Origin of the sequence: Sphingobacterium sp. 1.A.5, assembly GCF_002734235.1 — a bacterium.
GTDB lineage: Bacteria > Bacteroidota > Bacteroidia > Sphingobacteriales > Sphingobacteriaceae > Sphingobacterium > Sphingobacterium daejeonense.
The window spans coordinates 44,239-66,281 of the sequence record NZ_PEBA01000007.1 but is presented as its reverse complement, the minus strand read 5'-3'; the positions used below and the strand labels follow the sequence as shown (position 1 = coordinate 66,281).

Here is a 22,043-nt window from a genome sequence, read left to right as displayed (position 1 = left end):
TTGGTAGATTAAACCCTGACGATAAAATCGGGTCTAAGATAATAATTAATGACTGTAATATCGAATTTAACTGTTTTAGAATCATGAAAAACAACAAGATATTTTTGGGAGGGTTAGCAATCGCGTTTGCTGGATTAATCAGCTCCTGTTCGACCACGAGTCGTACAGTTTATCGTGATGATGTCTATAATAACCAAGACTCGCGATCTGTTTACCAAAGTCCCGATTACTACTATACTGATGGCGAAGAAGAGCAATCTATCGCACAATCAGACTATTATGCCGACGAGTACTCTGACCAAGATTACGTTGAGGGCGGCGTAGAAGAATTAGAATATGCAAACCGAATCAATAGGTTCTATTATAATACACCAGGAATGATGTATTATGATCCATGGTTTGATCCTTGGTACGGCTATTCTGGATTTGGCCTAGGCTGGAATTCAGGTTTTGGCTGGTCACTAGGATTTGGTTGGGGCAATCCATATTATGGCTTAGGCATGGGATGGGGCTATCCATACTACGGTTATGGATGGGGATCATCTTACTATGGCTGGGGCATTTACTGGGGACCTAACTCCTACTACAGCTATTGGGGACACCCATACTACGGTGGTGGATACTATGGAAATGGATACTACGGTGGAAACTATTATGGCAACAGACGCCAAGCATCTGGAAGAAGTTACTCTTCTAACTATGCTCCAAGATCAAATGGAGCTAGAGTAAGCAGAGATGCGAGTGGCAGATTTGTCAATAGCAGATCAGGTGTTGCTTCAGGTAGAAGTGGATCAAGAACTGATGGAACTGTTAACAGAACTCCTTCATCAAGATCAGGGTCAAGAACTGATGGAACTATAAATAGAACTCCTTCATCGAGATCAGGATCAAGAACCGATGGAACTATCAACAGAACTCCTTCATCAAGATCAGGATCAAGAACTGACGGAACTATCAACAGAACTCCATCATCAAGATCAGGATCAAGATCTAGTGGTACTATCAACAGAACCCCATCTTCGAGATCGGGATCAAGATCAAGTGGTACTATCAATAGAACTACTCCATCAAGATCATCAGCTCCAAGCACAAGATCTACACCAAGTAGACAATCTACACCATCACGTTCAAGCGGAAGTTTTGACCGTGGAAGTTCGAGTGGTGGAGGATTCAGCAGAGGAAGCTCTGGCGGTGGATCGTCATCTAGAAGTTCTGGCGGTGGCGCATCTTCAGGAAGAAGCGGAAGTAGACGTTAATAAACACGAAATATGGTTATAGCCAATATAAAATTATATTGGCTATCTCTTTTTATATGAATCAGATCAGAATATGAAAAAAATTTTACTATCCTTAACCTGTCTTGCATTAGCATACAATTATTCAAATCTTCAAGCCCAATCGTTATCTGACAATGCTCTTATTATATCTCGTGATCTAAACTCCGGTACGGCAAGGTTCAAAGCCATGGGCGGTGTTAACACAGCCTTAGGAGGAGATATCAGCTCTATTTCTGGAAATCCTGCAGGTCTTGGATTTTACGGACAATCGGATGTTTCTGTCAGTTTAAATTATCTGAATAATATCAATAAAGCTTCTTTTTATGGCAATAGCATCTCTCAAAATCAAGGTAAATTCGGTTTTGAAAATGCAGGTATTGTTATAAACTATCCAACAAATAATAATCCTGATTATGGATGGCAAAATTTCAACATTGGTCTAGGAATAGATCAGCACAACAATTTTACCGACAATTTAAAATACTCAGGAATTAACAATCAAAATTCTATAGTAAACTCCTTTACTGAAATCATGAATGGTAATAAGGAATTTGCTGATGATTTTTGGAACTCATATTTGGTAGATCAGGCTGATGGTAAACCCTATTTCCCTACCGTATTGGAAGCCGACGAGAAGAACCAGCAGATGGACATGATAACAACCGGATATAAGTATAACACTAATATATCTTTTGGTGCTAATTATGGGAATAAATTCTATATAGGTGCTAAATTCGGTTTTACATCTTTCAAGTATGATTCAAAAAGCACATTATTAGAAAAAGGGTGGACAAAAACCGCGGGCGAAATTTTAGCTGAAAACCCTCAGTCAGATTTTGGCAAGCCCAATAATTCGGCATATGAATACACTGATATCAGCTATGACCTTCAGGATTTTAATGATTTAACCCTTAAAGGGACAGGTGTGAATTTCGGATTAGGTATGATTTTTAAGCCTACTTGGGACTGGAACATTGGTGTTAACATTACCACTCCGACATGGACCGAAGTTCAGGAGGTAAGTGACGTAGAGACTTGGGTAGATTATTATAAAGATGAAAACAGCACAACCAGTTTACATGAAGGGTATGGTTCTAAAAATTACGGACAAACATTCGACTATGCGATTATTTCTCCTTGGAAAACATCGGTAGGTCTGACAAAGTTCTTTGGCAGAGGGCTATTGTCGGCAGATTTAGAATACGTGAATTATTCTTCAATTAAATATAGAGAGGTGATTTTGGATTCTGATCCTACTTTGGAAAGCCAATTGACGAATGAAATTCAAGACAGTTTTAAAGGAGCATTTAACTTTAAAATTGGGGGAGAATTTTTGTTCACTGATAGATTAGCAGCAAGGGCAGGATTTCATCTAATAGGATCTCCTTACAAAGGAGATTCGCAAAGCGATTATATTGCGAGCTTAGGCTTAGGATATGTATTAACAAAATCTCTCTATGTAGATCTTACGGGGATGCAGTATAAGCAATTCAATTATTCTACAAACCCTTATGTATTCAATAACTTAAACAGTCCACTTCCTACCGCTGACGTTAAGAATACAAGAACAAATGTTGTATTGACTTTAGGAGCTAAATTCTAGAAGGCAATATTAGATAATATAAAAAAGGCTATCCAAAAATTGGATAGCCTTTTTTTTGAAAAGTTGGCATCAATTTACTTTAAGCCTTTCTTTCAGAAAGTTTCCTTACGAATAGATTATAGTTTTCATGTTTTTCAACATATACTTCTTCACCAACATCGATATAGCTGTCTAATGCGACAGCATCATACCATACATTATCAATTTCAATTTTTCCTCCAGGACGTAATACTGTTTTAGTAACACCTACCTTATTGATTAGGTTGGGTTTTGCTACAGAAGAAGTATATCCTTCTGTTGCTTTTTGTTCGTCTTCCAGCACCAACTTTTTAAAAGTTGGGGACTGTAGGACATTTTTTCCAAAGATCACCATCAATACGATGGTCAAGATCATGGCTCCTATTACGATAATAAATGAATTCATTAATAATCCTGGTTGGGTAAGTTTAAAATCAAAATAATCATTAGCTACCATTGAGAAAGCTAATCCGCATAAAACTAATATAATTCCTGCAATTCCCGCGACACCAAATCCTGGGATTACAAATATTTCTAGGACAAGGAGAATAACTCCTAGGACAAAAATTGCAATTTCCCAATTATCAGCCAATCCCTGTAGATACAAGGGCGCAAAGAACAAGGCACCACAGATCAAAGCAACCACTAATGCGAAACCGATACCTGGAGTCTGGAGTTCAAAGTATATTCCTCCAATAATACCCATTATCAGAAATCCACTGACCAAAGGATTGATTAAGAGTGCTATCAAATGGTCTACCCAAGTTATTTGGTGTTCTGTTACACTTGGTTTTTCAATATTTAAGTCCGGGAAAATTTCAGCTTTATTTTTGATTTCTTTTTTGGCAAGGCCAATTTTCACTGCTTCTGAAGCTGTTAACGTCAATAATTTTCCATCTTCTTTTAATGCAGGGATTGATATTGCGGGATCGACAAAGGCTTCGGCAACCTTAGCATCTCTACCTTTTGCTTCTGCTGTTGCCCGCATCAAGCCACGCATATAAGATTGATACTTTTCGGGCAGTATTTCTCCGTTTTGGTTAACTACAGATGCAGCACCCAAGCTTGCACCCGAGTGCATATAAATATAATCTGCTGCTAATGAGATCAATGCCCCCGCAGAGGCAGCATTATTATTAACATATACAATAGTTTTGAACCCATTGTCGTTTAATAGGCTAGAACGAATAGAATCTGCGAAGTTTAGAGCTCCTCCATAGGTATTAAGATCAATCAATAAGTACTCAGATTTATTTTGTTTAGCCTGCTTAATAGCATTTTTCATGGTACGCCAAGCATTGGGTCCGATATCTTCCTTTATAGGCACAGAATACACTGACTGCCCGAAAGAGTGAATGCAGGACATCAAGCATATGAATAGAATACCTAAAATGTATTTAGTAGTTTTGTTCATAATAGTTTTTTTAACCGAATTTGTTTGTCATCGGATGACTAAATATACGATAAATAAAATTTTCGAAAAAGCATTCCCGACGAATATCTGGAAAATCGAAATAGACTCCAATAAACCCTATGTTGCTGTAGAAACTAGGGATGTGGAGACTACTTTAGCGTCTTTCTTTGTATTCGATTTCGAAGGGAATTGCTTGATGTCTCCGTGTCAAGCAGATGGTAAAGAATGGACTTTGGACTCCATACAAGATGGATATATGATTTTAAAGCGAATCGGAGAACAAACTCCAGTTCAAGAAGGCATTCAAATTATCCAAATCCTGAATAATGAAGTTATCTTCCACAGCTACGAATTCGTTTTGTTAGATGTGTTTAGTGGATTTATACATGCTAGGCATCGCAGTATTTCTTCTGGAGAAAGCATTGCTATTGATATCCATAACGGAGAATATTCAAGTTCTGCGGAACGTATTTTTGACATGGCAAGTAACAAAGTCCAATACCCAGTAACCTATCAGCAGACACCAAGGTTTCTAAAACATGAACATACTGTTGGGCCGCTATGGTTGAGCAAATGTGGGCATCACTTTCTTTGGTGTTACCATAAAAAAAACAAAGATCGATTTGACTTATGTTTGGCAACTAGTAATTTAAACCAGATACTAGATCAACAAGTCATATTGAAGGATATGGAGAAAATGATACCCCAACCCTATTTCCAATTGGGGAATCAAGTGTTCTTTATGTCTTTTAACAAGAGGGAAATTGTATCATATTTAGTATAATTGCAATCAATGATGAGAGAACGATTATTCAACAAGTCTATTAAAAAGACTTTAATTATATTTTCTGCCACTATTTTATTCGCTGGAGTCTCTCTAGCTCAGGCACAATCCAACACAGTAAGTACAAAAACTACCGTTAAAAATGGGAAAACCTTTCTCGAACATACGGTTACTTCAAAAGACACCTATTACCAACTAAGTAGAATTTATGGGGTTCCTGTTAAGGATATTATGAACGCCAATAATAAGAAGAATCTAAGAGTTGGAGATGCTGTTTTCATACCTGCCAAAGACGAAGCTAAAAAAGAAGAACCCAAAAAGGAAATCGCAAAAACAAATTCTTCAAATGAAGGTGATTCGAGAACTTTGGGCAATCCCAATAGTGAGACCATTCAGGCAAAAATCCTAACAGAGTATAAAGTAGGAAACAATGAAACCTTATATTCCATTGCAAAGCGTTTTTCTACTACTGTTGATAACATAAAAAAACTGAACAGTTTGAATACGGACACTGTTCGTGAGGGACAGACTCTTAAGATACCAGACGGCAATGTTGTGGTTATTCAGAAAGAAACCGCTCCTGCGGCAATCAATATTCCGATACCGGAAAATCTTTCCAAGGAAGAGATAGAATTTGAAACCAATCGATACGGTATCCGTGAGAAAAAAGAAAAAGGAATCGGCATCTGGATGGAAAATTTAGAATCTGGAGGTAGGAGCAACCTTGCTTTGCATAGAACAGCTCCTGTAGGAACGATTCTAAAAATTACAAACCCATTGACAAAAAGTGTTACCTTTGCCAAAGTTGTAGGAAAATTCTCTGATACATCAGAAAGTAGGGATGCCATTGTGATCCTTTCAAAATCTGCTGCCTCATATATCGGGGCCTTGGATAAAAGATTTCTGATTGAAATCGCCTACGGCGCACCAGTAAATTAGTGCAAATTTTAGAAATGGACAAACCATACGTAATTGGAATCGCAGGAAGTAGCGGTTCTGGCAAAACATTCTTTTTAAAAAGCTTTTTAAATCATTTTTCTGAAGAAGAAGTTACCTTGATTTCTCAAGATGACTATTATATTCCCGCCAACACCAAAACAAGGGAAGAAAACAGGCTTTATAACTTTGACTTGCCTACCTCTATCGATAGAGAAGCATTTTATCATCATATCAAAGAATTGTTTGATGGGAATACCGTATTCCAAAAAGAATATACTTTTAACAATCCGGATTTGACGCCTAAAATGCTCCAGATAAACCCTGCCCCTATTTTGGTGGTTGAAGGATTGTTTATCTTTCATTATGAAGAGATCAACGAGCTCCTGGATTATAGGATATTCTTGGATGCTGATGAACCTATTGCACTGGAAAGAAGATTGAGAAGGGACCTTATTGAGAGAGGGTATGACCACGAAGATGTGATGTATAAGTGGATTAACCATGTTGTTCCATCTTACAATCAATATCTTCTTCCACACCGAGAGGAGTGTGACTTGGTTATCCACAATAATATTGACGACCCACAGATCATTCAGGCCTTCACCAATGATATTGCATTAGAATTACGAAAAATAATAGGTTAATTATTTTTAATTAATCTAAATAACTATATTTGCAGCATGTTTGAGACGATGATTAAGCTGCAGGTTTTGGAAAACAATCCCTTTGAAGATCAAAGGGCCAATTCTCCGTTTAATCCAAATGGGGATGCAACTTTTAAGAAGTGCTGTAAAAAGTACAAAAAAGGTAAGCGTTGCAAAAAATGTCCTGGCAGAAGCGAGTAATTTCACAAAATTCTACTTCCTGCTTTTAATTTTCTATTCTTCCACATAATCTAGGTCCTTATCAAAACTTTCTTTAAGTCTCGACAGAGCAAAGATGGCGATAAGGGAAAGCATGACAATCATGATCATAGCTGCTGGAATTATACCGAACCAATTCACAAAGACTCCATATAATAATGTTGAAGGTATCAAGGCTCCTCTTACGAAATTTGGGGCAGTTGTTGTTACTGTAGATCGAATATTTGTTCCAAACTGCTCTGCAGCGATTGTAATAAATGTTGCCCAATATCCGACTCCCAATCCCATTAGAAACGCAAGCCACAGAAATTCATTTTCTGTTATGCCCTGTCTAGTCAAATAAATACAAGAAAATAGCAAGATCATTATTTGATAGATTAAGACCACTTTTCTTCTTGATTTAAATATCTGCGCTAGCCATCCTGCCAAGAAATCACCCAAAGATATTCCTAGGTAAGTGAACATCACTCCTTTACCAGCACTAAGTGCATATTGAGCGTTTAATGCCTGTCCGATTTCGGGTGCTTGGGTTACCAATACTCCTACCACGAACCATATCGGCAATCCTATACATAAACAATAAATATATCTTTTTAATCTTTCTGCATTATTGAAAAGCATTGAGATTTTTCCTTTTTGGACGTTCTTATTTTCTAAGGAGGAAAACATACCTGACTCCAATACCCCTACCCGCATAAACAATAATAAAATTCCCATTCCTCCCCCAACAAAATAGGCAGTTCTCCAACTGAACCATTCTGAAATAAAATACGCCAAAATGGCTCCTAATACGCCTACTCCAGCAACGATCATGGTTCCGTAACCTCTCTTCTTGCGATGCATAGACTCAGAAACCAGAGTAATCCCTGCTCCCAATTCACCAGCTAAACCTATCCCTGCAATAAATCGAATAATACCATAAGTTGTGACGTCATGCACAAAGCCATTTGCAATATTTGCAATGGAGTACAATAAAATGGAGCCAAACAAGACTTTGAGTCGACCATATTTGTCCCCCAGCACTCCCCATATTACTCCACCGATCAAGAGCCCTCCCATCTGCATGTTAAGGACAAATTCGCCCTTACTGCGCATTTGGTCAGCAGGTACTCCAATATCTGTAAATGATTGTATACGAACTATGGAAAAGATAATGAGGTCATAAATATCAACAAAGTAGCCCAATGCAGCCACGAAAATCAATACCCAAACATGCTTATTCGGTTTTTGCTCATTCATAAATCAGGAATATTTATTGAATATAGGGTACATATTCTTTTATTACAATAGAGAGATGGATTTTCTTAGAAATTAGCTGTATTTTTATCGGCATGAAAGTATCTCCAAATACTTTAAAATGGGGTTTGAGATTATACCCACCATTCTTTTTCCAGCGCATTTGGGTTCGCAGGATAATGGATAGTTTCTTGGGTGCAGATGTAAAAATCAACAAGAGTATCTTAAATATCAATTCCAATAAAACTATATTTGGAGGAACAATTTTCTCCGCAATAGACCCCTTCTATCCTATTCTATTAGATCAGTATTTCAAACACCAAGGGATCACCCGCACTGTTGCTTGGCTCAAAACTGCACACATTGACTATATCAAACCCGGCAGATTTGACCTAGAGGTTAGTATTCGTCTAAACCAAGATATTCTGGATGAAACATTGCACACAATCAAAAAGGAAGGAAAAGTAGTGCGTACCTTTCAAACTCAGGTTTTCGATAAACATGGAACGTTATGTGCCGTTGCCCATAATGAGATCTATATTCGGGACCTTGACTTCAATTTCGAAACATTAAACCCTGCTCCAACTCCCGCCGAGAACACGAGCATTGAATTATAATTTAATTAATCATGAAAAAATTAATCTTATTAGGCGCCGCTTTTTCCGTTGTTTTCGCTTCTTGTCAAAGCAAACAAGTCGAAAACAAAGATCAAAAACTTTCGGAGCAGGCAATAGCCGTACATGATGAAATCATGCCGCAAATATCACACTTTGATAAGTCAACTATTGTTATCGATTCAGTATTGACCAATTTGGCTACAATAAAGGAAACACAAACAACATTAGACACAGCAAAAACTCGGGTCGACCTGACAAATTTGAAAGATAGCATTGAAAATGCTACTGATAATATGATGACCTGGATGAAAGATTATGATCCTGAAAATGTTGATGAAACATATCAGCAAAAAGAAGTTGATAAAATCAACGCCATGAAAAATCAGTTTGACAGAGTTTCTGAAAACATTAAAACGTTATTAGCTCCATTCAATTAAAATCAATAAAATGAAAAAGTATATTGGCCAATCAATCATGGCCATTACGTCAGCATATCTATTATTCTCTTGTGGACCGACCGAAAGGAAATTGCCTATCTATGGCGAAAGGACTCCTGTAGAAAAGGAAGTGGATGGTAAAAAGGTTGTAGACACTGTTTACCATACTATCCCTGACTTTTCCTTCTTGAATCAAGACAGCACTCTCCTAAATCAAGATTTCTTCAAGGACAAGATCTATGTTACTAATTTCTTTTTTACGCACTGCCCAAGCATCTGTCCTACCATGCAGCGCAACCTACTAAAGGCTTACGAAAAATACAAAGGCAACAATAAGATCGCATTCTTATCCCATAGTATTGATTTTAAATATGACCAGCCTTCTGTACTTAAGGATTATGCTACGAAACTTGGTGTCGATAATGACCAGTGGCAATTTGTTACAGGTAGTAAGGCGGATATCTATGGAATTGCTGAAAAATATATGGTCTATACGAAAGAGGACGAGAATGCTCCTGGCGGCTATGACCACCAAGGATATTTAGTTATCATTGACCCAGACAAAAGAATTCGGGGAGCATACGATGGTACAGATGACGAACAAGTCAAAAAACTATTGGAAGATTTGGATGTTATCCTAGCAGAATACAAATAATGACTCTTCGCTATTTATTAGGAACTTTAAGCTTTGTTTCCATGCTTTATTTTCTGTTTTCTTGTAATACAGATTTAAGCGTGGAAACGATGCAATATGCGACCAATGGCCAAAAACTTTACGTTACACATTGTCAGAACTGCCATGGTGCTAAGGGTGAAGGATTAGGGAAATTATACCCTCCTCTTACTGACAAGGTTTACTTAACTGAAAACCGCAGTAAATTGGCATGCATTGTTAAAAATGGCATGTCCGGTGAGATTAAAGTAAACAATATTATTTTTAACCAACAGATGCCGGGAGTACCTCAGCTCTCCTCTATTGACATTGCTTACGTACTGACTTATGTGACCACTTATTTCGGTGATAGCAAAACTCATTTCAAACAAGAAGAAATCGAAAAGTACTTGAAAGACTGTGATTAATTTACATTGATTAATCATGATTGATTGATGAACATGATTTTAATCGGAATCCGAAAGGGGAACTATGATTAATCGTGATTAAATGATGAACATGATTTTAATCGGAAGTTGGATAGGGTACTTTAGGAATCAAGTAATTATTTCTACGGGGTTGCTTTTATTATCTAACGCTATAAGGTTAATTTTTTATTTCTAAGAAGTTGTTTTTCAGGGTTTTATTTGTTTTTATAGAAAAAGAAAAAGGTTTTCAAACGGGGAGAATGAAAACCTTTAATAACCAATTATAAACCTAAATTATGATACGACAAAGGTAAGTGTAAAAACTACACACGTCAAGGGCAATTTGAATATTTAACAATTTCTTAACATTGGAAATATTTATTGTGGTTTATAACGAACACGTGACAAAATTACGTTAAAAAAAAGGCTACATTTGCAACCGAATGAACATTCAATTGACAGAAAAAAAAGAGCAAATTTTCTTTAGCACGCTAAGATTAATCAACATTCATGGTTTCCATGGATCACCGATGAGCAAGATTGCTAAAGATGCGGACGTTGCCGTCGGCTCTATCTACCATTACTTTCCTTCGAAGGAAGATTTAATCATTGAATTATACTGGTATTGTAAAGAAAAATTAAATGCTCATGTATTTTCCTCAGTTGATAGTACATTGCCTTACGAAACCAGGTTTAAGCAGATCTGGAGGCACCTAGTCCTGTATTACCTAGACCACTTGGATCATTTTGGGTTCTTGGAACAATTCTATGGTTCTCCTTTCTATGAGGGTATTAGAACAAACATTATCAAACAGAAATCAGAGAGGAATGTCTTACTGCATTTTTTGGATGAGGGCGTGAAATCAAAACATTTGAAAGATTTGAATGTTCGATTATTAATCTCTGCGTATTTAGGAGTTGCTATCTCCTTGGTTAGAGGCTGTTTATATGAAAAATCTCAACCTACGGAATATGAACTTGACACGATGGTTGACATTATTTGGAACGGGGTTAAAAAATAATATATATGAATTTAAGAATTAAGGATTTATTACTTTATGTTTCCTTTACTGCGATCTCTGTAGGATCTGTATTTGCCCAAACGACAAATAGCTTAAACAGTAATGCGACTTTGGATGAACTCATCCAGTATGCATTGGAAAACAAAATCGAGGTTAAACAAGCAAAACTTGACCAAGAAATCGGTGAACGTGAGATTGCATCGGCGCTTTCGGGTTGGTTCCCGCAAATCAATGCGAACGGAAGTTTGACACATTTCACTCAGTTGCCAACAGCTAATATCAATGGCCAAAACATTGCAATGGGCATGAAAAACACGTCTGCCCTAACCTTTCAAGCGGATCAAGCAATCATTAACCCAGGATTGTTCCAAGCGTCGAAAGCAGCGCAATATATCAGAAGACAGAATACCCTTGGTGTTGAAGATACTAAAATCAATACTGTAGTGGATGTGAGCAAGGCTTATTACGATATATTAACAAGCGAAGAACAAATAAATATTATCCAAGAAAACATCTCCAGACTAAACAGACAATATACCGAAGCTAATGCTAGATATGAAACTGGGTTGGTGGATAAGACAGACTATAAAAGAGCTCAAATCTCGTTGAACAATGCAAAAGCAGAATTAAAAACCGCTCTTGAATTTAGAAAATATAAATATGATTATCTAAAGACTTTGTTGGGCATGAATCCAAATAATGGTCTTTCGCTTTCATTCGAAAACCAAAATATGGAGAATAATGTATTAATGGACACATCTGAAGTTCTTAATTATGCCAATCGAGTTGAAATCAGACAATTGCAAACCTTAAAAGATTTACAAGTTTTAAATACTCAGTATCAGAAATGGCAATTCCTTCCTCGCTTAAGTGCATTTGCTAATTATGGATTGAATTATCGGAATAATTCTTTTGCTGACCTGTATGGCAATAATTTTCCTCAGTCGGGATTTGGTCTGAGCTTGACCTTCCCTGTGTTTCAAGGGGGAAAACGAATCCATGAAATTAGAAAATCCGAACTTCAAGAATCCAGAATTGATATGGACCTTGAAAACCTAGAAAATCAAATCGGGGCTCAATATTCTGCGGCAATGGCGAATTACCGTTCAAACATCAATGAATGGAGAAATGCAAAAGAAAACGTTGAACTTTCAGAAGAAGTTTACAATACTATAAAATTACAGTATGATGCTGGAGTTAAAACCTATTTGGAACTGATGACAGCAGAAACTGATTTAAAAACCAGTCAATTAAACTATCTAAACTCTTTATATGCTGTTATGTCTAGCAAACTAGATATCCAACAGGCTTTAGGTACGATAGCTATTCAAAATTAAAGAACAACAACCTCAACAACTATACACAAGTAATTACAACAACATGAATTCGAATCGCATATTTTCAACAATACTATTAGGCTCAGGTCTTTTCCTAACGGCTTGTGGCAATAAAGATGGCGCAAAGCAACAACAAGCAGCACAAATGCAAGCACAGGCTATGCCAGTTTCCATGGCCGTGGTACAAACTGAGGTTGTTACAGGTGAGCGTTCTTACCCTGCGAATGTAGTACCATTGCAGGAAACGGAAATCAGGGCTGAAGTTTCGGGATATATCACGAATATCAGTGTAGCAGATGGAGCATTTGTATCGAAAGGTCAAAGATTATATGAAATTGACCGTGTTCGTTATGCTGCGGCAGTCGATCAAGCTAAAGCTAATCTAGAAATTGCAAGAGCAAACCTTGCACGAGTTGAGAAAGATTTACAACGTTATCAAACCCTTGCAGAAAAGGATGCGATTGCAAAACAGACCTTAGATTATGCAATGACTGATGTCAACAATCAGAAAGCACAAGTTCAAGCTGCTGAGGCTGCATTAACAACTGCAAGAGTAAACTTACAACGATCAAGTATCGTTGCTCCTTTTTCAGGCAATATTGGTATCTCACAGGTTCGTACTGGAGCATTGGTTTCTGCGGGGACAACATTGTTAAATACTATTAGTTCTACAAATCCTATTGCTGTTGAATTCCAAATCAATGAAAAAGAAATCATGGAATTCAGCAATCTCCAATCGGGAAAATCTAGTACACAGATTAACCTAACATTACCAGATGCGAGTACTTATGGCTCCAATGGTAGGATTTCGACTATCGATCGTGCGGTAGATCCACAGACTGGTACTTTAAAAGTTCGTGCTACATTCGACAACCCAAACAACACGTTGAGAGCAGGGATGAACTTGAATTTAAATGTATTGAGTACTTCTGCAACAGAACAAATCGTGATTCCTTACAGAGCAATCTTCGAGCAATTAGGAACATTTAATGTATATGCCGTAACTGACAGCAATACTGTAGTCTTAAAACCAGTTACTCTTGGCCAAAAATTAGGCGATCGCGTAGTGATTGCTCAGGGTCTGGATAATGGAAATAAAATAGTTGTGGATGGAGTTACATCTTTGAAACAAGGAGCTAAAGTTGTAGACAAGGCTCAAATGAATCAACAACAACCGCAACCACAACAACCGACAAAATAAGTGCTGTCACCCAAAACTATTTAAGCATGATCTCAGAAGTATTTATAAAAAGACCGGTAACGGCAATGGTAATATCCATATTGATTTCGATCATAGGGGTAATTGCCATTACTACGTTACCCATTAGTCAATATCCTAATATTGCCCCTCCTACAGTATCTGTTTCTGCTATTTATACCGGTGCAGATGCTCAAACAGTTGAGAAAACCGTAACCACCCCTATTGAGAGTCAGATAAATGGTACTCCGGGGATGATTTATATGAGTTCTAACAGTACTTCCGATGGTAGTTCACGTATTACAGTGACATTTGAAGTAGGTACTGACATTGATATTGCAACCCTTGACGTTCAAAATCGTGTAAGTATTGCAGAGCCTGTTTTGCCTGAGGCAGTTCGTCGTCTGGGTGTCACCACGAGAAAAATGAATACCGACATTTTGATGATGGTATCTTTAATTTCTCCAGATGGCAGCCGTGATCAGAATTTCTTGGCTAACTATATCAACTTGTACTTGAAGGATGCGTTATTGCGTGTCCCTGGTGTTGGTGATGTGCAAGCCTTTGGTCAGCCATTTGCGATGCGTGTTTGGTTAGACGCCAACAAATTGGCAAATATTGGGATGTCTCCTGCAGATGTAAATGCAGCAATTTCAGAACAAAACTCGCGTATGCCGGGTGGTTCTGTTGGTGCCCGTCCGCAAGAAAACGCTCAGGTATTTGAATATCCGATCATCATGGACTCTGACTTAGAGGAAGTAGATGAATTTGAAAACATTGTAGTTAAAACCAACACTGATGGTTCTATTGTTTTATTGAAAGATATCGCAAGAGTGGAATTAGGTCAATTTAACTATGGTATTACCAATAAAGTTAACGGTCAGGTTGCTTCTGGTATGATGATTTCACAAACTCCAGGTGGTAATGCTGTACAGACTGCAGATGGTATTTACGCTTCCTTGGAGGAGTTGAAGAAATCATTCCCTGCTGGTGTAGATTATGTTGTAGGATATGAAACTGTGTCTGTTGTAAATGCATCTATCAGTTCAGTTATCCATACGTTGATTGAAGCTATGATCTTGGTAACTATCGTTGTATTCTTCTTCTTACAAAGTTGGAGAGCAACATTAATTCCATTGTTAGCTATCCCAGTTTCAATTGTTGGTACCTTCATATTTTTCACGATTTTTGGGTTCTCGGTTAACAACTTGACGATGTTAGCATTCGTACTCGCGATTGGTATTGTGGTGGATGATGCGATTGTTGTGGTCGAGGCCGTCCAGCATTATATTGACCAATATAAGATGGACGCCAAAGAGGCTACTATGCGGGCTATGAAGGATATTACTGCACCTGTAATTGCCATTGCCTTGATATTGGCTGCGGTATTTGTTCCGGTAGGATTTATTCCAGGTATGGTTGGTAAGTTATACCAACAGTTTGCCATTACCATTGCTGTATCCGTAATGTTATCAGCCTTTATCGCTTTGTCCTTAACCCCTGCATTGTGTTCTATCATGTTAAGACCTTCAGCAACGACTAAGGATTCCAAAGGATTGAACCAATTCTTTTATAAATTCAACCTTTGGTTTGATAAGGTAACCTACAGATATTCAAAAGGAGTTAAAAAAGCTATTAAGGCTGCACCGTTAGTATTGATTCTATTGGTTTGTATTTTCGTAGGTACTGGTTTTATGTTTATGAACAAGAAATCAGGATTTATTCCTAACGAAGATGGAGGTATTTTCTTTATGGGTGTTAACTTACCGGAAGGTGCTTCTAGTGCTCGTACAGAAGAAGTTCTGACGGAACTAACAACAGATTTACGTAAAGATTTTCCAGAGATAGAATATGTGACTTCGATCAACGGTATGAACTTATTGAACCGTGCTGCCAAACCGAATGGTGCTTCCTTATTTGTTTCATTGAAACCTTGGGGTGATCGCGAAAGAACAGTTTCGGAAATCACGGGGGCTATTATGGGCAAATATAGAGGATATTCAAAAGCTACTGTTATTGCGGCAACACCTCCTCCAATTCCGGGATTAGGTACTGCTGGTGGTTTTACGATGGAGATTCAGGATAGGCAAACTGTCGAAATCAAAGATTTTGAGGGTATGGTTGGTCGTTTCTTAGCGGCCGCAAATCAGCGTCCTGAAATCGGAATGGCTTATACCCTATTCAACAGTAATTCGCCAAACTACAAATTACAGGTAGATCGTGAAATGGCTAAGAGAATGGGTGTGCCGGTATCGAATATTTATAGCACTATTTCATCCTATTTAGGTAGTAGTTATGTAAATGACTTCACTAAATATGGTAGAAATTTCCGTGTAGTAACTCAGGCGGATACCAGCTACCGTATGCATATTGAAGATATCAACAAGCTTTATGTAAAGAATGTTCAAGGTCAACCAGTTCCTGTTTCTAATTTGGTGAGATATGAATTGGCTACAAATCCTTCGATCATTAACCACTTTAATATCTTCCGTTCGATCCAAATATCGGGTGAGGCTGCCCCGGGTTATTCATCAGGTGACGCTATAGCAGCTTTAGAAGAAGTTGCGGCACAAACGCTATCTGATGGTTATTCTTACGAGTTCTCCGGTTTATCATTGCAAGAGAAACAGTCAGGCAGTAAAACGATACAGATCTTTGCACTATGTATCCTCTTTGTATTCTTGTTACTAGCCTCATTGTACGAAAGTTGGTCTGTACCATTCTCCATTTTATTATCGGTTCCATTAGGTGTATTTGGTGCAATCTTGGCATTGACCTTATTACCAAACTTGGACAACAATATCTATGCACAGATTGGTTTGGTAACCATTATTGGTCTAGCGGCGAAGAATGCGATTCTAATTGTAGAATTTGCCAAAGAAAGGGTCGATATCGGCATGAACCTACTTGATGCAACTATTGATGCTGTTAAACTTCGTTTACGTCCGATTATCATGACTTCATTAGCATTTATATTGGGTATTATTCCTTTGATGCTTTCCACCGGTGCTGGTGCTGTTTCTAGACAGACAATTGGTTGGACGGTATTTGGAGGTATGACCGCAGCTACTTTCTTAGCAATCTTTATTGTACCGGTTCTATTCGTTGTTATTACACGTCTAGCCTATGGTAAAAAGAAATTGGCTGAATTGGAAGCTAATTTTGATGAAGAGAAAAAGAAAAATCTAAGTGCTCACTAAGCAAAACTAATATTGAGAAAAGGCTAATTCAAATTATATGAATTAGCCTTTTTTATTAAAACGTCTTTCCATTTTGATCAGGTTCTTTATCCAGTCCATCTTGAAATTTCATTGAGGCATGGGTGCCATCACAAAATGGTTTATTCGTTGATTGCCCACAGCGACAGAGCGTTTGTCGATTTCTGACTTCATAATATTTACCATTTGAACTTTTAACTGGAATCCCTCCCCATAATGCGATGGGACCGCTGCAATTATTGGGCATGTCTTCAATCAATCCTATAGTAGGCTCGATGTCTTTGTCTTCAATTGGTGTTCCGCCATCCCATACAATCAAGCGGCCAGATGGACAGTGATGCGCCATACCTACACTTAATTCAACTGATTCTTGGTTTGACTCCTGGACCTCATTCCATATTCGTCTTCCGTTATCACAGAATCTTGCATACGCACATAATTTCTCATCGTCAGATAACGAAACTACTGGACCCTCGATAATTTCTGCCGTAGCAAATTCTGGGTTAAAGGTTGCTGTTTCTGTCAGATCAACACCGTTTTGCTTTGCCTTAAGGTGTGAGTTATCACAGTAGGGTTTATTCTTAGACAAACCGCATCTACATAGATATGTTTCATTTTCAGCCTTAAATGTTGCACCATCCTTATATGCTACCGAAATTCCATTGGGATTGGCAAGAATAAATTGTTGCACCATCTTAGTTTGCCCATGCAGTAGATAAGGACCATCGGCGGTTACCTCAATATATATATTTTTAGTGTTCGTTTCGGTTCCGAGTTGAACATCCAATTGGTCTTTTTCCAATTCCATAGCATTCAATTTTTTATAAGGTAAATTCCATCACTAGGAATAATACGATGAGTTGAGTTTTTGTTTTTAAAAAGAAAACCGTTCCAAATTGGAACGGTTTCTTGATTCACTGTAATGGTGCATTAGGAGTTTACCAAATTACAGCGTTTCACCCATTTGCATTTTCTTTAAATATTCTGGATATATAGTTTGAGAATAGTTTGGCACTTTTTCAATATACTCTTCCATGATAGCCACAGCTTCTTTATTTTTTCCAGTCTGATATAATAATAGAGCAAAGTTCATTAGATCAGTTGGGTTTTGGCTGTTTTTAAATGCTGTTTCGCTCCAAGTTAAAAGAGGCTCTAAATAAGATTTTCCAACATTTTTAGAATATGCCATAACATCATTTACATATTTTATTTTCATCCGATCTGAAATGGAATGAGCATACTTTGACCTATAGGCTTCCAATGCTGGGATAAATTTGTCCCATTGAAATGCATCACTGAAGAACTTCAGCTTTGAAAAATCCATGATTTCTTCAATTCTGTCAGGATATTTCTTGATCAAACTATCCTTTATAGACTTCCAATCTGGATCAGTACTTAAAATATAATATCCTGATGGACTTTTGCGTCCTAAGGTGTTCTGAAGTTCTTCAAAATAAATAATACCACGGTATTGTTCTTCTGCTTTCCCTTCTCCCAAAAATTGATTTATCTTTTGCTGTTCAGTAGTAAGCAAAGGAAAAGTCCTATCTCTAGAAGAGTTGGTCATGTTCAAGATCAATTTTGCATTTCGTTCTGAAGAAATTCCGTTTGTTTTCTTAAGATATTCTCTCAAATATCCTTTTTTAACTTCGTCAGCTTCCCTAGCTATTTGAATTAATTGGTATAAAGCTTCTGTATTATTAGTATCCTTTTGATATGATGCATAGATTGGATAGTATTGGTATTTGGGATCAGTTACATTTTCAAGTATTTTCTTAAAAGCTGAAACATTTTTATACCCAATTACCTTATGGACGATTTCCCCGTTTGGATTGAAAAAGAGTATACAAGGGAAACCAGTGATATTATAATCTTTATCAAATTTCTTGCTTAAAGTCAACCAATCTTTCTTGACCTGGTCCGCATTTTTATCTTCATCAAATTGAACTTGAACAGCTATAAATTTTTCATTTGCGAGATGACCTATGGTATCATTTGGGAATACCTTAGCTTCCATAACTTTACAAGGTCCACACCAACTTGTATAGCAATCGATCAATATAAACTTATTCTCTTCTTTTGCCTTTTCTTTCACTTGTTCCCAATTCAATCCTTCAACAAATCGAATACCTTTTTCTTGAGCAAAAATCAAACTTGGAATCCATAGCAGAATAAATATTAATTTTCTCATAGCATCTTAATCTTTTACATTACGGCTTGAATAATTCTTTAATTGCAATAACGGAAATTGCATTTTTGAGTACCATTTGCAATGGTATTTTCTCGGTTTTTGAACCATAGATATTACTAGTTGAAGAAACTATTCCAACGAGATTACCTGAGGAATTCATAATTGGCCCTCCACTGGATCCTACAGCATAATCAGCAGTAATGGTCATTCGCCATTGCCTTTGTTTCGGATTTGCAGGATTTACCAATTTAGAGTTCTTGGCGACAATTCCTTCAGACAAAAAATAATAGTTCTGTTCAGGATGCGCAATGACAAACACTTTTGAACCAACTGCCAAAGGATCGTCCAAAGGAATAAAAGACACTTTTTTATTTCCAGTATTTACTTTAAAGATCAGCACATCATTGCTGGCTGAATAAGCTAGAATTTTATCTATAGTATATATATCACCTTCAGAATTTTGAACATAATAAAGACTACTGTCCTTACTAAGCATAAGACTATCAACAGACTTTTTACTGTATATCATCTCTCCAAATACATGTCTGTTTGTGACAGCAATTCCATCTTCACTTATGAAAAAAGCAGTGGCTATTGGATCTGCCATTGGCGCAAGTTCAGGATTAGCATGATTCAGACGTCCAACTATCAATACTGCAGACTTATTCTGTGCATAAATTTCTTCAGGACTTAAAATCTTTGAATTATTTGTCGTAGGCAGAGACAATGAAACAGGCTGATCATCAAACAAAGTTTTTGTTTCAATCTGAATTTGACTGATTGTCTTTGCTTTTTGTTCTTTAACAGCGGTCATTATTTTCTGTTCCAATCCATTGAGGTAGAAACTATCTTCTTTAAATAATTCCTCTCCCTTTTGTTGGCCAATTGCTTGCACCCATGGGAGTACAAGCAAGACCACAAACAACAATTTAACACCGTATTTCTTTTTTAATAACATGCCGTTATTTTAATAATTCATTTAATTTATTGAGAAGAGCAGCACCTTTCAAGTCTTTTGCGATTACATTTCCTTCCTTGTCCAACAAAAAGTTGGAAGGGATATTCAATACTCCGTACAACAATGCTGCTTCATTCTCGGAACCTTTTAAGTCTGACACTTGAGTCCAAGGGAGTTTATCAATTTTAATGGCATTCTTCCACATTTGGGCTCCTTTTTCACTATCCAAAGAAACTCCCAAAATATCAAATCCCTTATCCTTAAATTGTTGATATGCATTGACTAGATTAGGATTTTCTGCGCGACAAGGTGCACACCAGCTTGCCCAAAAATCAATAAGGACATACTTCCCTTTGAAATCTGATAGGTTAACAGGTTTTCCTTCCACATCATTCTGTGTGAATTCAGGTGCTTTAGAGCCTATTTTGATCTTAGTGTTTTGAATTAAATTATGCGCAACTAAATCACCGCCAGGAGTTGCTTTGATAGCATCAGAAAGTCCATCATACAGCTCCTGTATAACTGAAATATTTTGGGAACCAAAAAGTGTAAACAACTCAGGAATACTTACCACGCTGTTTGGATGGTCCATTATGAATTTCTTGGAGAAAGCATATTTTGTTTGATATAGACTATCGATCTGTGCATCTACAGCATCACTCTCTTCTTTTTTCATGGTCTTTCCAACAACGCTGTTCTGAAGATCTTTCACTTTTTTTCCAAAATCGTCGTTAAAGGTTTTTACGATCTCATAATCTTCATATGTTGGAGAACCTTTAATTTTTAGATTTTCAATATCTTTAAAATGACCATTGACTTCAATATTTCCTGGTTCAACATACAGAAACTTTGTAACTGGACCTTCAGGTAATTTAGCTACTAAAAATGCATTTGTTGGACCTTCAATTGTACCAGAAAACTCAAACTTTCCATTTTCAACTTTAACAGAATCTTCTCCTGGATAATCTCCTCTTCTAATCAAATGGATAAATTCTTGTGGCCAATCGGTAATGGTTCCTTTTACAGTATATGCTGTTTGGGACATCGCTGGGAATGAACTCATGCACAATAGTGCCCCTGATATTAAATTTCTTAACTTAATCATGTTTCTTTTCTAATTATTTGCCGATTGTATTAGAGCTTTCCTCAATACCAGCGTTATTATTCACATTTTGTAAGGCATCCCCAATCATGACACTTGTCGGAGTTTGCTTCACCTTCTCGGATAGTCCGTTGTACAAATCCATTAAAATTCCTTTGTCTAGAATAGTAGATAAGGATTTAATTTCTTCAAGACTAACAACACTGTTTGGATGATCTTTAATGAATTGCTGTGAAAACTGAATATTTGCTCTGTTCAGGCTATCAATTGAATTATTTATAGCGTCAATTTCTTCAGAATCCGTAGATTCCTCTGCTTGTTGCGAAAGTTGGGCGGTTTTGAAAGCTATATCTTCGTGACCAGCCTGTAACTTTAAAAAGTCAGAATAACTAGGAGATCCCTGTACATCCACCTCTTTAAATGAGCTGAAGTTTCCATTTATGGTAATTGTTCCTGGTTCGATATATAGGAATTTTGCTACTCCACTCCTTTTTTTGGTAATAAGATATGCTTTAGTTGGACCTTCAATTTTTCCTTTAAATTCGAAAGAACCGTCACTTGTCTTTACGGAATCAACGCCTTCATAGTCGCCTTGTCTTACTAAATAAACTGTTTCTGTTGGCCAGCCTGAAATTTTGCCTTTTACAGTGTAATCGGTCTGCGCATTGCATGTTAAACTAACTAGAGTCATTCCAAAGCTTAGCAGAACGATTGTTTTTAAATTTCTCATAATTTTCCCTGAATGTAAT

At 37.2% G+C, this 22,043-nt stretch carries 20 protein-coding genes; 13 read left to right on the top strand and 7 right to left on the bottom strand.

The annotated features are described in order from the left end of the window. The first annotated feature begins 83 nt into the window (after window positions 1-83). Both CRT24_RS05365 and CRT24_RS05360 read left to right on the top strand, forming a co-directional pair. The gene (locus CRT24_RS05365; protein WP_099370222.1) at window positions 84-1,256 is read left to right on the top strand and encodes a hypothetical protein; all 1,173 of its coding nucleotides are present in this window, start codon (window positions 84-86) and stop codon (window positions 1,254-1,256) included. A 73-nt stretch (window positions 1,257-1,329) separates the two neighbouring features. Further along, window positions 1,330-2,880 carry an OmpP1/FadL family transporter gene (locus tag CRT24_RS05360; protein ID WP_099370221.1) on the top strand — a complete coding sequence of 517 codons (1,551 nt, stop codon included), beginning with the start codon at window positions 1,330-1,332 and terminating at the stop codon, window positions 2,878-2,880. A 79-nt stretch (window positions 2,881-2,959) separates the two neighbouring features. On the opposite strand, the gene CRT24_RS05355 is transcribed toward CRT24_RS05360, so the two are convergent. Further along, complete coding sequence (locus CRT24_RS05355) at window positions 2,960-4,312, bottom strand: nodulation protein NfeD (RefSeq protein ID WP_099370220.1); 1,353 nt, start codon at window positions 4,310-4,312, stop codon at window positions 2,960-2,962. 34 nt (window positions 4,313-4,346) lie between these two features. Here CRT24_RS05355 and CRT24_RS05350 point away from each other — a divergent pair, with 34 nt between their 5' ends. The 3 genes from CRT24_RS05350 to CRT24_RS05340 are packed head-to-tail and all read left to right on the top strand — an operon-like array spanning window position 4,347 to window position 6,679. Further along, the gene (locus tag CRT24_RS05350) at window positions 4,347-5,096 is read left to right on the top strand and encodes a hypothetical protein (RefSeq protein WP_099370219.1); all 750 of its coding nucleotides are present in this window, start codon (window positions 4,347-4,349) and stop codon (window positions 5,094-5,096) included. A gap of 9 nt (window positions 5,097-5,105) precedes the next feature. Further along, window positions 5,106-6,035: a LysM peptidoglycan-binding domain-containing protein gene (locus CRT24_RS05345; RefSeq protein ID WP_099370218.1), complete on the top strand. Its 930-nt coding sequence runs from the start codon at window positions 5,106-5,108 to the stop codon at window positions 6,033-6,035. Between the two features lie 14 nt (window positions 6,036-6,049). Beyond that, entirely contained in the window at window positions 6,050-6,679 is a 630-nt protein-coding gene (locus tag CRT24_RS05340; protein WP_099370245.1) for a uridine kinase, read from the top strand. 234 nt (window positions 6,680-6,913) lie between these two features. Here the strand turns inward: CRT24_RS05340 and CRT24_RS05335 are convergent, their stop codons facing one another. Next, window positions 6,914-8,137, bottom strand: a complete 1,224-nt coding sequence (locus CRT24_RS05335) for an MFS transporter (RefSeq protein ID WP_099370217.1) — start codon at window positions 8,135-8,137, stop codon at window positions 6,914-6,916. A gap of 92 nt (window positions 8,138-8,229) precedes the next feature. Here CRT24_RS05335 and CRT24_RS05330 point away from each other — a divergent pair, with 92 nt between their 5' ends. From CRT24_RS05330 to CRT24_RS05295, 8 genes are all read left to right on the top strand, one after another. Then, window positions 8,230-8,751 carry a hotdog fold domain-containing protein gene (locus CRT24_RS05330; protein WP_099370216.1) on the top strand — a complete coding sequence of 174 codons (522 nt, stop codon included), beginning with the start codon at window positions 8,230-8,232 and terminating at the stop codon, window positions 8,749-8,751. A gap of 11 nt (window positions 8,752-8,762) precedes the next feature. Beyond that, window positions 8,763-9,188, top strand: a complete 426-nt coding sequence (locus tag CRT24_RS05325) for a transposase (RefSeq protein ID WP_099370215.1) — start codon at window positions 8,763-8,765, stop codon at window positions 9,186-9,188. Window positions 9,189-9,198: 10 nt separating this feature from the next. Beyond that, window positions 9,199-9,843: an SCO family protein gene (locus CRT24_RS05320; RefSeq protein ID WP_257213969.1), complete on the top strand. Its 645-nt coding sequence runs from the start codon at window positions 9,199-9,201 to the stop codon at window positions 9,841-9,843. After that, complete coding sequence (locus CRT24_RS05315) at window positions 9,843-10,268, top strand: cytochrome c (protein ID WP_099370214.1); 426 nt, start codon at window positions 9,843-9,845, stop codon at window positions 10,266-10,268. The genes CRT24_RS05320 and CRT24_RS05315 overlap by 1 nt, the downstream gene beginning before the upstream one ends. Window positions 10,269-10,711: 443 nt before the next feature. Continuing rightward, window positions 10,712-11,290, top strand: a complete 579-nt coding sequence (locus tag CRT24_RS05310; RefSeq protein WP_099370213.1) for a TetR/AcrR family transcriptional regulator — start codon at window positions 10,712-10,714, stop codon at window positions 11,288-11,290. A 5-nt stretch (window positions 11,291-11,295) separates the two neighbouring features. After that, window positions 11,296-12,627 carry a TolC family protein gene (locus CRT24_RS05305; protein ID WP_099370212.1) on the top strand — a complete coding sequence of 444 codons (1,332 nt, stop codon included), beginning with the start codon at window positions 11,296-11,298 and terminating at the stop codon, window positions 12,625-12,627. Between the two features lie 43 nt (window positions 12,628-12,670). After that, window positions 12,671-13,828: an efflux RND transporter periplasmic adaptor subunit gene (locus CRT24_RS05300; protein ID WP_099370211.1), complete on the top strand. Its 1,158-nt coding sequence runs from the start codon at window positions 12,671-12,673 to the stop codon at window positions 13,826-13,828. 26 nt (window positions 13,829-13,854) lie between these two features. After that, window positions 13,855-17,025, top strand: coding sequence for an efflux RND transporter permease subunit (locus CRT24_RS05295; RefSeq protein ID WP_099370210.1), 3,171 nt, complete (start codon window positions 13,855-13,857; stop codon window positions 17,023-17,025). Between the two features lie 55 nt (window positions 17,026-17,080). On the opposite strand, the gene CRT24_RS05290 is transcribed toward CRT24_RS05295, so the two are convergent. The 5 genes from CRT24_RS05290 to CRT24_RS05270 all read right to left on the bottom strand — a co-directional run bounded on the left by CRT24_RS05290 (window position 17,081) and on the right by CRT24_RS05270 (window position 22,024). After that, window positions 17,081-17,851, bottom strand: coding sequence for a CDGSH iron-sulfur domain-containing protein (locus CRT24_RS05290; protein WP_099370209.1), 771 nt, complete (start codon window positions 17,849-17,851; stop codon window positions 17,081-17,083). A gap of 138 nt (window positions 17,852-17,989) precedes the next feature. After that, a complete protein-coding gene (locus tag CRT24_RS05285) occupies window positions 17,990-19,234 on the bottom strand; it encodes a thioredoxin family protein (protein ID WP_099370208.1) in 1,245 nt (414 codons plus the stop codon). 19 nt (window positions 19,235-19,253) lie between these two features. Next, the gene (locus tag CRT24_RS05280; protein ID WP_099370207.1) at window positions 19,254-20,192 is read right to left on the bottom strand and encodes a serine protease; all 939 of its coding nucleotides are present in this window, start codon (window positions 20,190-20,192) and stop codon (window positions 19,254-19,256) included. A gap of 4 nt (window positions 20,193-20,196) precedes the next feature. Then, window positions 20,197-21,297 (bottom strand): TlpA disulfide reductase family protein, encoded by a 1,101-nt coding sequence (locus CRT24_RS05275; RefSeq protein ID WP_099370206.1) that lies wholly within the window; start codon window positions 21,295-21,297, stop codon window positions 20,197-20,199. Between the two features lie 13 nt (window positions 21,298-21,310). Beyond that, on the bottom strand, window positions 21,311-22,024 hold the full coding sequence (locus tag CRT24_RS05270) for a DUF4369 domain-containing protein (RefSeq protein WP_099370205.1): 714 nt from the start codon (window positions 22,022-22,024) through the stop codon (window positions 21,311-21,313). Between the last annotated feature and the right edge of the window lie 19 nt (window positions 22,025-22,043).